A 12,316-nucleotide genomic window follows, 5' to 3' on the forward strand; every position below is an offset into this window, starting at 1 on the left:
GTGCGGGCCTCACGTGGCTCGGGCGTCGGGGGTGGGACGGGCCGGGGACGAGCCGGCCTCGGCGAGGACGCGGCGCGCTTCCGCCGCCTGCCGGTAGCGGCCGATCAGGTCGGCAAAGTCCTGCAGCGTCATCTTCCGCGGCAGGCCGGCCCTGATCGTGACAATGCGGCGCTTGGGGTCGAGCTTGACCTTTCGGCCTCCCGGCACGCGCTGCGGGAAGGCGGCCTCTGGCGGCAGCAGCAGGCGCGTGACGATGCCGGTCTGCTGCAGTGTCATGTCGAGGTCGGCCATGTCGTCCCAGGGGATGGGCCGGTCCAGGCCGGGAATCACCAGGGCTTCGGGCCGCAGGATCATCGTGGTCCGCTCGCCCCGCCAGAGCCTGAACAGACCGAAGCCCCCAAGCCCGGTCCCGCAGGCGAGGGCCACCGCCGCCACGAGGCGTGCCTCCCAGGCCGACAATCCCGGGAAGCCGAGGGCCGCGAAGGCGAGGGCGGCCATGGCGAAGAGAAGGCCGGCGACCACCAGGACGATGGCGCCGGGCCGGCTGTTCTCGCGCAGGACCCGCTCCTCGGTGTCGATCGCCGCCGCCGTCGCCTCCAGATGCGCTCGCACGGCCGCGTCATGCTCTTCCACCGCCCCGCGGAAATCTGCTGTTGCCGCCCGACACAATCCGGCGGGGTCCGCGAAGTAAGCCGCGAGCTGCCCGAGGGCGTGCGGCGGCGGCACGATGGCAGACGCGGCCAGGAGATCGGCGTCGAGCGTCCTGCCGAGGGCGGCGATGCGCTCGCGGGTGGGCGGATGGGTGTCGGTGGGGTGGGGCTGCTCGGCTTCCAGATGTGCGGCCGGGTCGTCGAGGCCGCGTGCGATCACATGATCGAGGATGGCGGCGACGAGATCGGCGGGGGCCGATCCGGGCTTCTCGACGGCGGCATCGAGCACCTCGGCGATGCACGGCTGAACCGCGCCAGTGCGGAGCAGCGCCCGCGCGGCGGCATCGGGCGAGGTCGGCCCGGCGCCCGCGGCGTCGGCGGCGAATTCCCGCGCCCGGCTCCAGTGCCGCACGGCGAGGTGGAAGCGCTCCATCACGAAGGCGCCGAGGCGTAAGGACGGGGTCAGAAGCCCGAAGGATCCGGCATGCCCCTCAGCCACCGCGTCGAGGGAGCGCCCGACCCCGGCATAGATCGGCAGGAAGCGCTGGCTGTAGGCGGTGTCGCCCCCGGCGTAATGGGCGAGTTCGTGGCCGATGATCGCCGCCACCTCGTCGCCGCGCATCAGGGCGAGGTAGGGCAGCGGGAGATAGAGGATGCGGCCCGTCAGCCGCTCGCCCCCCGGCTCCACCACGGCCGGCCCGGCGCTGACGAAGAACCCCCCGGTCAGGCCCACCACCACGGCCTCGGGCGTCAAGGCGCCGAGCCGTTCGGCCAGCCCCTCGGTGAGACGCCACAGGCCGGGCGCTTCCGCCGGCGAGACGGTCCGGCCGAAGATCGGCAGCGGATCGGGCTCAAATGCGGCCAGTGCGCGGCGCAGACCGAGGACGGTCGCGCCCGCCGTGACGAGGACGGCCCCGACAGCCACGGCGGCGATCAGCAGCAGCTTGATCTCGCCGCTGCCGAGGCCGGGCCTGGCGAGGATGCCGGCCTCAAAGATCACGGCGGCGACGAACCCTCCGGCGGTGAGGAGGACCTGGATGGCGAGGATGGGGGGCAGCAGCCGTCGCACCAGGGAGAAGCCCCCCACCAGCACGTCCCGCGAGGCCCGCCCCATCCATCCCAGCAGGGCGCCGGCCAGGAGGACGAGAACGGACAGGGCCGCCGCGACTCCCCCGGCCGCGATGACGACGGGCGGCAGAACCCGGCGCCAATCCATCAGCAGGGTCAGGGTCGCGGCCTCGTCGCGCGCCGCGCGGGCCTGAACCAGGGCGAGGGGGCCGCCATAGGTTTGGCCGTTGCGCCGGAACTGCATGCGGTAATCGACGCGGCCGTCCCGCGGCTCCCGCGCCTCGAGATCCTGGACGATCCGCGTCAGGTGCAGGCGTTCCGCATCGAGATCGGCCCAGTCGGCGGCGGCGCGCTCCTGCTCCCAAACGCCGAGCAGCATGATGGCCAGGGGTAGCAGGACGGTGGCGGCCACGAGGCCGGCCAGCGAGCGCAGATGCGACGGTGCGTGAGAAATCGTAGCGTCGGCGATGCCTGCCTCCCAAGATGCGTCTTCGCGCAAACGGGCATGGGCATAAGCCATTTCCTAGGAAGAATCACCCTTCGGGGCACAGGCCCGATCCGGGCGGCCTTTTGGGATTCCTCCCCACGGCGAGGCGGAGGGCGGCCCGGATCGGTGCCGGGACGGGATGCGCCCCGGACATCGCCGAGGTGTTCCGGACGGGGAAACGGAACGGGGCGCTCCGCCCTCTGGCGAGATCAGATTCTGGAATGAGGTATGAAACTTTATTGTATGCCGCTCCGTAGCGGCGCGGATGAATCTCAACCTCTTCCCGGGTTTCTCCACCCCCGTGCTCGCCTCCACGGAGGCCGATCTGATCGGGGCCGACGCGGCGTGGATCGCGGAATTGGCGAGCGTATTCGGATCCGAGAGGATCGACGAGATGGCGGCTCAGCGCGCCGGCCGGGGAGAGGAGGGAAGTCGCCTCCGATCTCTCTATGATGCGCGCGAGAGTGCGTTGGCGGCATGGCGCGCCGCGCGCGGCATGGATTAGCCGCGCCCACCGGTGCCATCGGGTCATACCTGGCGGCACTCCCCCCGACCGTTGGCCGGGGTCAGTGCGTTCGGCGGACGCCCGCCGCCGCGCGGTCGCCGTCTGGTTTCAGAGGCGATGGCTGCCCGTCATCCCCGACCCTGTGCCCGATCCCGCGAGGCTGACGCCCTTCTTCGACGCGCGGTGTCCGTCGCCATAGGTGGGCGGCGCGTAGCCCTGTCGCGACTGCCGATGGATCGCGTCGCCGAGATCGCCGGCGACCTGCCGCAGGGTGGTCGCGTGGCAGGAGGCGGCGACCTTCGTTCCGAGTTCGCGGGTATGGCTTCGGGCATAGAGGAAGGCGGCGAGGCGGGCGCGGGTCCGCTCGGGGATGGTGGCCATCAGCGCCGGGATCGCGTCGGCGTGAGCGCGGTAGATCGTTCCGAGCTGTTCGCCGGAAACAGGGCAGTCGTCGTTGAAATCTTCGATGCCGATCGAACGGGCCTGGAACACACGGGTACCTGCAAGTTGGGTTGCCCCATCAGTGCGATGCCGTGGTTAACGAATGGTATCGATCTCCGCCGATCGGTGGGACGTCATTAACAGACGGTCGGTCGGCAGATCTTCACCGGCCGTGTGTCGATCGATCCCGTCGTGTCGGGGTCGCGGCCGAGGGTGGCGTGAGGACCGGGCTGGGGCGCGGTCTTGGGGATCTTCATCAGCTGGAAGGCACACACGCAACAGAGGGCCAGCGAGGCCAGCCAGAGGGCGCATCGTGCGGTTTTGACGGTTTGTTTCGACATGGCCCCCAGGGTGGGCCCGATTGGTTAGCCAATGTTGAACACCGGTCGGCGGCCACCAAGGCTTCATCCCCGCCGCAATTCGGCGGCCAGGCGTTCCGCGTCGCTGCGCATCAGCGCCAGGAAGTTCTGGGCCATCGGTCCCGAGCGCAGGTGGTAGAGGGCATGGACATCCGCCGACAGGATCGGCGAGACGACCGGCCGGTAGGTGACGTTCGCGTGGGCGAGCTTCGCCACGAATTCCGGGATCAGGGCGATGCCGAATCCCGCCGCCACGAGGCTGGTGAGCGAGGCGGCCTCTACCGCCTGCTGCGAAATCCGGGGATAGAACCCGCTGCCGATGCAGCATTGCAGGATGTGCTTGGCAAACAGCGAATCCCTCAGACGCAGGAAAACGAACTTCTCGTCCTTGAGGTGGCTCAAGGTCACTGAATCGCTGACGATCCCGTGACCCTTGGGCAGGACCACGGCGATCCCCTCGCTCCAGGCCAGCTCGCTCATGAGGTCCGGGTCCTGCGGCGGCGTCCTCAGGAAACTGATGTCCGTCTGCCCCGACTTCAGCGCGGCGATCTGCTTGTCCGGCGACATCTCGTGGATCTGGATGTCGACTCCGGCAAAGGTCTCCTGAAATTTATGGATGAGTCCGCCGAGCGGTCCGGCGAGCATCGACCCCGTCAGGCCGACATTCAGAACGCCGACGCTGCCGCAGCCGATGGCATGCGCCCGTTCGGTGGCGTCCTGCGCGCTGTGGAGAATGGCCTTCGCCCTGACCAGGAAATCCTGACCCGCCTGCGTGAGCGAGACGCGGCGGGTCGTCCGCTCCAGCAGACAGGTCCCGATCTCCGCCTCCAAATCACGGATCTGCTGGCTGAGCGGCGGTTGCGCCACGCCGAGGGCGTCCGCCGCCGCCGTGAAACTGAGCTTTTCTGCGACGGCGACGAAGTAGCGGAGGTGGCGCAATTCCATGACCGCCATTCATATGTGGAAGCTCTTAATGGCGACGAAAGAGATATTTGACGGCCGCCTCGCGTCGAACAATGCTGCAGTCGGCCATGGGCGACGGCATGCCACACCTGAATGATCCAGCAGGACGTCCCGCCGCCCGTCGACGAACCTTCCGATGCACCGGGGCCGGGCACGCGGAGCGACGAACGGCCTGAAGCAACGGTTGGAGGTTCGCATGCGGCGCTTCTTTGCGTCCCTGTTCGGTCAGGTGGTCGCGGCCCTCGTCCTTGGGATCGTCCTCGGCATCGTATGGCCGGATTTCGCCGTCGCCCTGAAGCCCCTCGGCGACGGGTTCATCAAGCTGATCAAGATGGCGATCGCGCCCCTGGTCTTCGGTGTCGTCGTGCACGGCATCGTCGGCGCGGGGGACCTGCGCAAGGTCGGCCGGGTCGGTCTCAAGGCCTTGATCTATTTCGAGGCGGTCACGACGCTGGCCCTCGTCCTCGGGATCGTCCTCGCCTACGCGTTCGCGCCGGGGGCCGGCATGAACATCGATCCCTCCACCCTCGATGCCAAGGCCATCGCCAGCTACACCGATCGGGTCGGGCAGGTGACGGGCACCGTCGACTTCCTGATGAAGATCATCCCGACCACCCTGGTCGATGCCTTCGCCAAGGGCGACATCCTCCAGGTCCTCATCATCGCGATCCTGTTCGGTTCGGGACTGGCGTTGCTGGGCGAGCACGGGCAGCCCCTGGCGCAGAGTATCGAACGGATCACCGCGGTCCTGTTCAAGATCATCGGCTTCATCGTGCGGCTGGCCCCCCTCGGCGTCCTCGGCGCCGTCGCCTTCACCGTCGGCAAGTACGGCATCGGCTCCCTGCGGCAGCTCGGGATGCTGGTGGCCCTGTTCTATGTGGGCGTCGCGTTCTTCGTCTTCGTCGTGCTCGGCGCGATCCTGCGTGCGGCCGGCTTCAGCATCCTGAAGCTGCTGGCCTATCTGCGCGAGGAGCTCATGGTGGTGGCGGGCACGGCCTCCTCCGACAGCGTGCTGCCGCAGATCATGCGCAAGCTCGAACGGCTCGGTATCCGCGATTCCACCGTCGGGCTCGTGATCCCCACCGGCTACTCGTTCAACCTCGACGCCTTCTCCCTCTACCTCACCCTCGCCACCGTCTTCATCGCGCAGGCCACCAACACGCCCCTGTCCTTCGGACACCTGATGCTGATCCTCGGCATCGCCCTCCTGACCTCCAAGGGCGCGCATGGCGTCCCCGGATCGGCCATCGTCGTCCTGGCGGCGACCCTGTCGGCGGTGCCGGAAATCCCGGTGATCGGATTGGTGCTCGTGCTGTCCATCGACTGGTTCGTCGGCATCGCCCGGGCGCTCGGCAACCTCATCGGCAATTGCGTGGCGACGGTGGTCATCGCCGCCTGGGAAGGCGATATCGACCGGGCGCAGGCCCACCGCGTCCTCAACGGAGAGGTCGCCACCGACACGACGGCGGTGCTCGATGGCCCCCTCGCCAAGGCCTAAGCAGGTTCAGCAAAAGTGGTCACCGGTTTTGCGTAACAAAACCTGCGACACGTCGAAGGCCTAAGCGAGGTGAAGCGTTGGCTTGCCAACGCGAACCTGATGAGGCTCCAGGGATCGCATCCGGCGCGCCCGAGCCGGAACCGGCCGGTCCGGGTCCGCCGTGGCACGATCCGCGCTGCGCCCGCGACGACGATGGCCTGTCCGGGCCGCATGATCTGTTGGAGACGAGCCCATGACCGCCTCTTCCTACAACCCGCCCTGCGGGGGGCTGCCGCCCCAGACCGCGCTGATGACCGGCCGGGCCGTGTTCACGGAATCCTATGCGGTCATCCCGAAAGGCGTGATGAGTGACATCGTCACCAGCGTCCTGCCGTTCTGGGACGACACCCGCGCCTGGATCCTGTCCCGGCCCCTCTCCGGGTTCTCCGAGACCTTCGCCCAGTACCTGATGGAGATCGCGCCTGGCGGCGGCAGCGAGCACCCGGAACTCGATGCCCGCGCCGAGGGCGTCCTGTTCGTAGTCGGCGGTCATGCCAGCCTCGTCCTCGACGGGGCCTCACATGCCCTGCGCCCCGGCAGCTATGCCTATCTGCCGCCGGGCGCCGCCTGGACGTTGCGCAACCATGGCGACGAGCCGACCCGCTTCCACTGGATCCGCAAGGCCTACGAGCACGTGCCGGGCATCGACGTACCCCCGGCCTTCATCCGTCATGATTCCGAGATCGAGCCCCGGGGCATGACCGGCACGAACGGCGTCTGGGCCACGACCCGCTTCGTCGCCCCCGATGACGTGCGCCACGACATGCACGTGAACATCGTCACGCTCCAGCCCGGCGCCTCGATCCCCTTCGAGGAGACCCACGTCATGGAGCACGGGCTCTTCGTGCTCGAAGGGAAGGCGGTCTATCGGCTCAATCGCGACTGGGTCGAGGTGGAGGCCGGCGATTTCATGTGGCTGCGTGCCTTTTGCCCCCAGGCCTGCTACGCGGGCGGCCCCGGCCCCTTCCGCTACCTGCTCTACAAGGACGTCAACCGCCACCCGGCCCTCACGCCGCGCAGGGTCGGGTGATGACCGGCCGCCACATCGTCGCCCGCCCGCTCACGCCCGAGGCCTTCGCCCCGTTCGGGAAGGTCATCGACAAGGCGGCCGTCGATCCGCGCCCCATGAATGCCGGCATGGCCCGCCGATTCCACGATTTGGCGGAGGTCCGTACCATCGGCGAGGGCGCGCGGGTGGTGATCGGCCTTGTCGAAGCCCAGCCCTATCCCCTGCCGTTGAAGGTCGGCCTCATCGAGCGCCATCCCCTCGGCGCGCAGGCCTTCGTGCCGTTGAACGCCGCGCCGTTCCTCGTCGTCGTCTGCCCCGACGAGGACGGGCGGCCCGGACCACCACAGGCTTTCGTCACGGCGTCGGGCCAGGGAGTCTGCTACGCTCTCGGCACCTGGCACGGCGTACTCACCCCTTTCGGCGCCTCCCAGGAGTTCCTGGTGATCGATCGCGGCGGGACGGGCCTCAATCTCGAGGAAGTCCGGCTCGACGAGCCCTGGACGGTCGCTCTGCCGGGCACGTAGGCCGCCGCGGCGGGTGCTCGGCACCCGGCTCCCGTGCTCCTTTTGGCAACGATATTCACACATCTCACGGGCCGCTCGGGTCCCCTCTCTTCGAAGAAGAGGGAGCCCGCCGCGCCTTTTGTCGAACCCGTTTGGATAGAGCGAACAGCCTTCGAGCAGATGTGTGAAGTCAGTGCCGGGTCAAGGCGAGGCTCCGGTCCGACGTGACACCGGTCGCCTCCTCCGATCATGGAGATGTGATCGCTGTCCGGCCCCAGACCGGTGAATGGCCGGGAGATGTGCTCTCGGCGCAACAGGGGGAGGGCTTTCGCGCTCTGCGGGGAGTGAGGCGGTTTGGCCGGCGGGACCGCACCAGGGGATGTTTCCGACAGAAACACAAAGGCTTGATCCGTTATCGGCCAGCCTTTTTAGAAATCATATAAACTATTGAAACGCTTGCATAATTTGCAACTTGCCTCTTTGTTTTCAACTCCGAAAGATTGTGCGATCCCGCGATGATCCCGAGGTGATGGGAGCTGGTTCCATGCAGCTGGTATCGATGGATGCGCTGCATCGTAGCCAAGGCGCGAAGCTTCAGCGTTTCCTGCTGCGTCTGCTTGGCAACTCCGCCGATGCGGCCGACGCCCACCAGGAGACCTACCTGCGGATGCTCGCGGCGCTCTCGCGCACGAGCGTCGAGAACCCCTCCGCTTTCCTGTTCCAGGTCGCCAACAACGTCGCCCTGCGGATGCGAAACCGACACCGGCTCGAAGGAACGCTGTTCCAGTCCGTCAGCGATGCGGAGATGTCCGAGATCGTCGATGGCCATGCCCTGCCGGAGCGGCAGGTGATGGCGCGCCAGGAGCTCAGGCGGCTCGCCGCCGCCATCGACGCGTTGCCGCCCCGGTGCCGGGAGGTGTTCCTCTTGGCCCGCATCGACGGCCATTCCAATGGCGAGGTCGCCGCGCGTCTGGGCATCAGCCGCAACATGGTCGAGAAGCACCTCATCAAGGCCCTCCTGCAGTGCCGCCGCCATTGCCGCGATCTTCTGTGAGACGCGACGTCAGGTAACGGACCCTTCGTTGATCCTAGTGAGTAGGGACGCAGGGCCCGGCCCTCCGGGCCGGAACGGAGTCCGGAGAGCAGAACCGTGGCCAAGGGCGACACGACCGACGCACAGGCGGGCGACGACGAGGATCCCGTCTTCGAGGCCGCGGCCGGCTGGGTCGCGCGGCTCTCCTCCCCCGATGCCACCAGCGAGGACCGCGACGCCTTCGCGGACTGGCGCGACGCCGATCCGGCCCATGCCGAGGCTCACGCCGAGATGGATGCGCTCTGGCGCAGGCTCGGCCACGTGCCCGATCCCCGCAAGCGCCGTTCGTCGCCGAAAGGCCTAGCCGGCCTCGCCGTGGCGGTGATCCTGTGCGCCGCACTGGGCCATCAGCTCGGCCTCGTCGACCGGTTCCGGTCCGACCTCTGGAGCGGCGTCGGCGAGATCGGGCATTCGGTCCTGGCCGACGGGAGCCGCATCGACCTCAACACCGACACGGCGGTGGCCCTGCGGTTCTCCGACACCGAACGCGGGATCGAACTCCTGCGTGGCGAAGCGTTCTTCGACGTCGTCCCCGACCCCCGGCGCCCCTTCGTGGTGCGCGGCAACGGCCTGAGCGTTCGGGCGATCGGCACGCAATTCTTCGTTCGTGCGGACGGCGCGGACAGTCCCGTCGGGGTCACCGAAGGACGCGTGGATGTGGCGGCCGAGCGCCGGCACATGCTGGTGTCGGCGGGCGAGGCGGTTCGCCGCGAAGAGGGGGCGCCCTTCGGCGTCGTCAAGGCGGATCTGAACCGGAGCGTGGCGTGGCGGGAGGGTCGGCTCGTCTTTTCGGGCGAGAAGCTGTCCGCCGTCTTGGAGGAGCTCGACCGCTACCGCCACGGCCGCGTCGTCCTCATCGACGCCAAGGCCGGCGAGCGGCGGGTCACGGGTGCGTTCGACCCCTCCAATACGGACGATGCCCTGGACGTCATCGCGGCAACGATGAACGTGCGCGTCACCCGTCTCACGCCCCTTCTCGTCCTGGTCGGCTCGCCGCTGTAGCAAACCAAAAGAATTCGGTGCTCCGACGTCAGGAGATCGCGGCCTCGTTGATCTCAATCGGTAAGGGACGAGAGAGCGCGAAGCGCACCGTCCTTGTTCAACCGACGGATGGGGCGTGCAATGGCGGCGCGAGAGCTTGGGTTTGCAGGGGAGCGGCGCGCGCGGGTGTTCCTCGCCGGCGTGTCGATGCTGGTGATGGTCCCTGCCGCGGCACAAAGCCAGGAGGCGAAGCGCCCGCCATCGGCCAAGGACCGAAAGGCGAGCATCATCGCCCTCGCTCCGGAAGCCTCGGCCCCGCGAGACGGGGAAAGCGTGTCCCTGTCCATTCCGAAAGGGCCTCTGGAAACGGCCCTGGTGGCCTTCACCGAGCAGGCGAAGGTCAAGCTGGTCTATGCCACCGAGCTGACGGCGAGACTGAGCACGAACGGCGTCGACGGTGCGTTCCTGCCCCTCGACGGCTTGGCCAAGATCCTCGAAGGCACCGGCCTGACCCACCGGACGGTGGGCCCTTCCACCATTACCCTCGTCAATCCGAGCTACGTCCAGCTCGGCCCGGAGCCGGCCGGGGCGGTGACCCTCGCCGAGCTGAGCGTCGAGGCGCAGCGTTTGAACCGCGCGTCGCTCGCGGGGCTGCCCCCGTCCAGTGGAACGGTGGGCCAGCCGCCCGTTCCCTATGCCGGCGGCCAAGTGGCGACGGGAAGCCGGATCGGCCTTCTCGGCAACCGCTCCGTGCTGAAGACGCCCTTCAACGTGACGAGCTATACGGAGAAGCTGATTACGGATCAGCAGGCGCGCACGGTGGGCGACGTCGTGCAGAACGATCCCTCGGTGCGCAACGACGCGCCGCCCTACAGCGAGCGCGATTCGTTCTTCATCCGCGGCTTCTCGGTCACCAACCTCGACACCGCCTTCGACGGATTGTTCTACATCGCCAATGCGCGCCGAAGCTTCACCGAGGGGCTTGAGCGCGTCGAGGTGCTGAAGGGCCCCACTGCCCTCCTGAACGGTGGCGTCGGCCGTGTCGGCGGCACCATCAACCTCATCCCGAAGCGTGCCTTCGACGAGCCGCTCACCCGGATCACGACGAGCTACTTCAGCGATGCCCAGGTCGGGACCCATCTGGATTTCGGACGCCGCTACGGCGCCGCCAAGGAATGGGGTGTCCGCTTCAACGGCGCCTATCGCAACGGGGCGACCCCCCTCGACAAGAACGCCATCGAGGTGGGCGTCGCGGCGTTGGGCCTCGATTATCGCGGCGACCGGTTCCGCGCCTCGCTCGACCTGAACCATTCCAACCAGAACATCACGGCACCGACATCGCTGTTCAACGCGGCCGCACCGAACATCGCGGTGCCCCGCGCCCCGAACAACCGGCGCAACACGGCGGGCTCGTCGGAATACATCGACAGCACCTACGGCATGGCCGCCGGCCGGGTCGAATTCGACATCCTGCCCGAGACGACGATCTACGCCGCAGGCGGCATCAGCCGCTACCGCGAGGATTCCCTGAGCTCCTATTACCTGATCACGGGGGCCTCCGGCCAAGCCACCAACACGCTTGCCATCGCTCCCCTCGAATTGCAGGGCCTCACCGGCGAGATCGGGCTGCGCTCCCATTTCCACACCGGCTTCATCGGGCATCAGGTCGCGATTTCGGCGACCGAGGCCGTGAACAAGAACTTTTCACGCGGTTACTTCCCGCCGAGCCTGCCGAGCTTCCAGACCAACATCTACAATCCGACCTATTTGCCGTTTGGATCCGTCGCCACGGGCGTCTACCCCCGCTCCAGCCGGCAGCCCCTCTTCTCGGAGCTCAGCGCGCGCAGCGTGGCCGTGGCCGATACCCTGTCGCTGGGCGAGGATCGCTTCATGCTGACGCTCGGCGGGCGTTTCCAGGACATCGCCCTGAACAGCTACGTCACCCGTCCGGTGGCCAATCAGGGCTCGCTGGCGTCGAGCTACGACAAGGGCCGGTTCAGCCCCGCCATCGCCCTGGTCATCCGCCCCTTCGAGAACCTCTCGTTCTACGGCAACTACATCGAGTCCCTCGACTCGGGGCCGACCGCGCCGACGACTGCGGTCAACGCCAACGAGATCTTCGCCCCCACCGTGAGCCGGCAGAAGGAGGTCGGCGCCAAGTACGATTTCGGCACCGTATCGGTCACCGCTTCGCTGTTCGAGATCGAGCAGCCCAGTGCCTTCACCGATCCCGGCACGAGACGCTTCTCCGTGAGCGGCCTGCAGCGCAACAGGGGTGCCGAGTTGATGGTGTTCGGCGAGCCCTTCGCGGGCGTGCGCCTTCTCGGCGGCATCGCCTTCATCGATGCGCAACTGGTCAACACCGTCGGAGGGCAGTTCGACGGGAACGCCGCCCCCGGCGTCCCCGACATGGCGATCAACCTCTACGGCGAGTACGATCTGCCGCCGTGGCTGGCCCCCGGCCTGACCCTGACCGGGCGGGCCATCCATACCAGTCGCCAGTTCTACAATCAGGCCAATACCCAGTCGGTCCCCGACTGGACCCGCTTCGATGCCGGCCTGCGCTATGCCTTCGAGGGCGTCACGGGCAAGCCCGTGGTGCTGCGCGCGACCGTCGAGAACCTGTTCGACGATTCGTACTGGGCCTCCGCCGCGCGCGGGTTCCTCGCCGTCGGCGCACCCCGGACCTTCATCGTGTCGGCGTCCATGGACTTCTGAAG

General features: G+C 68.0%; 10 protein-coding genes. 7 read left to right on the forward strand and 3 right to left on the reverse strand.

Features of this window, described 5'->3' with window-relative positions; all coding sequences use genetic code 11:
• Positions 1-9 precede the first annotated feature (9 nt).
• Positions 10-2,097, reverse strand: coding sequence for a M48 family metallopeptidase (locus K368_RS0106265; protein WP_036266781.1), 2,088 nt, complete (start codon positions 2,095-2,097; stop codon positions 10-12).
• A gap of 373 nt (positions 2,098-2,470) precedes the next feature.
• Here K368_RS0106265 and K368_RS0106270 point away from each other — a divergent pair, with 373 nt between their 5' ends.
• Positions 2,471-2,710 carry a hypothetical protein gene (locus tag K368_RS0106270; RefSeq protein ID WP_036266011.1) on the forward strand — a complete coding sequence of 80 codons (240 nt, stop codon included), beginning with the start codon at positions 2,471-2,473 and terminating at the stop codon, positions 2,708-2,710.
• 108 nt (positions 2,711-2,818) lie between these two features.
• Here the strand turns inward: K368_RS0106270 and K368_RS0106275 are convergent, their stop codons facing one another.
• Positions 2,819-3,202: a hypothetical protein gene (locus K368_RS0106275; RefSeq protein WP_051439780.1), complete on the reverse strand. Its 384-nt coding sequence runs from the start codon at positions 3,200-3,202 to the stop codon at positions 2,819-2,821.
• Between the two features lie 353 nt (positions 3,203-3,555).
• Entirely contained in the window at positions 3,556-4,455 is a 900-nt protein-coding gene (locus K368_RS0106285) for a LysR family transcriptional regulator (RefSeq protein WP_027171655.1), read from the reverse strand.
• 214 nt (positions 4,456-4,669) lie between these two features.
• On the opposite strand from K368_RS0106285, the gene K368_RS0106290 reads away from it, so the two are divergent.
• From K368_RS0106290 to K368_RS0106315, 6 genes are all read left to right on the forward strand, one after another.
• Positions 4,670-5,971 (forward strand): dicarboxylate/amino acid:cation symporter, encoded by a 1,302-nt coding sequence (locus K368_RS0106290; RefSeq protein ID WP_027171656.1) that lies wholly within the window; start codon positions 4,670-4,672, stop codon positions 5,969-5,971.
• Positions 5,972-6,203: 232 nt separating this feature from the next.
• A complete protein-coding gene (locus tag K368_RS0106295) occupies positions 6,204-7,040 on the forward strand; it encodes a bifunctional allantoicase/(S)-ureidoglycine aminohydrolase (protein ID WP_027171657.1) in 837 nt (278 codons plus the stop codon).
• Entirely contained in the window at positions 7,040-7,543 is a 504-nt protein-coding gene (locus tag K368_RS0106300) for an ureidoglycolate lyase (RefSeq protein ID WP_027171658.1), read from the forward strand. The genes K368_RS0106295 and K368_RS0106300 overlap by 1 nt, the downstream gene beginning before the upstream one ends.
• A 523-nt stretch (positions 7,544-8,066) precedes the next feature.
• The gene (locus tag K368_RS0106305) at positions 8,067-8,576 is read left to right on the forward strand and encodes an RNA polymerase sigma factor (RefSeq protein ID WP_051439781.1); all 510 of its coding nucleotides are present in this window, start codon (positions 8,067-8,069) and stop codon (positions 8,574-8,576) included.
• Positions 8,577-8,672: 96 nt separating this feature from the next.
• The gene (locus tag K368_RS0106310; RefSeq protein ID WP_027171660.1) at positions 8,673-9,617 is read left to right on the forward strand and encodes a FecR family protein; all 945 of its coding nucleotides are present in this window, start codon (positions 8,673-8,675) and stop codon (positions 9,615-9,617) included.
• 120 nt (positions 9,618-9,737) lie between these two features.
• Positions 9,738-12,314, forward strand: a complete 2,577-nt coding sequence (locus K368_RS0106315; protein WP_051439782.1) for a TonB-dependent receptor — start codon at positions 9,738-9,740, stop codon at positions 12,312-12,314.
• Positions 12,315-12,316 lie beyond the last annotated feature (2 nt).

The sequence above is a fragment of the Methylobacterium sp. 10 genome, from assembly GCF_000519085.1.
Taxonomy (GTDB): Bacteria; Pseudomonadota; Alphaproteobacteria; order Rhizobiales; family Beijerinckiaceae; genus Methylobacterium.

Excerpts from the sequence above, each read along its gene's own strand:
- K368_RS0106265 (WP_036266781.1), bottom strand. The coding sequence starts at position 2,097 with ATGCTGCTCGGCGTTTGGGAGCAGGAGCGCGCCGCCGCCGACTGGGCC.
- K368_RS0106270 (WP_036266011.1), top strand. The coding sequence starts at position 2,471 with ATGAATCTCAACCTCTTCCCGGGTTTCTCCACCCCCGTGCTCGCCTCC.
- K368_RS0106285 (WP_027171655.1), bottom strand. The coding sequence starts at position 4,455 with ATGGAATTGCGCCACCTCCGCTACTTCGTCGCCGTCGCAGAAAAGCTC.
- K368_RS0106290 (WP_027171656.1), top strand. The coding sequence starts at position 4,670 with ATGCGGCGCTTCTTTGCGTCCCTGTTCGGTCAGGTGGTCGCGGCCCTC.
- K368_RS0106295 (WP_027171657.1), top strand. The coding sequence starts at position 6,204 with ATGACCGCCTCTTCCTACAACCCGCCCTGCGGGGGGCTGCCGCCCCAG.
- K368_RS0106300 (WP_027171658.1), top strand. The coding sequence starts at position 7,040 with ATGACCGGCCGCCACATCGTCGCCCGCCCGCTCACGCCCGAGGCCTTC.
- K368_RS0106305 (WP_051439781.1), top strand. The coding sequence starts at position 8,067 with ATGCAGCTGGTATCGATGGATGCGCTGCATCGTAGCCAAGGCGCGAAG.
- K368_RS0106315 (WP_051439782.1), top strand. The coding sequence starts at position 9,738 with ATGGCGGCGCGAGAGCTTGGGTTTGCAGGGGAGCGGCGCGCGCGGGTG.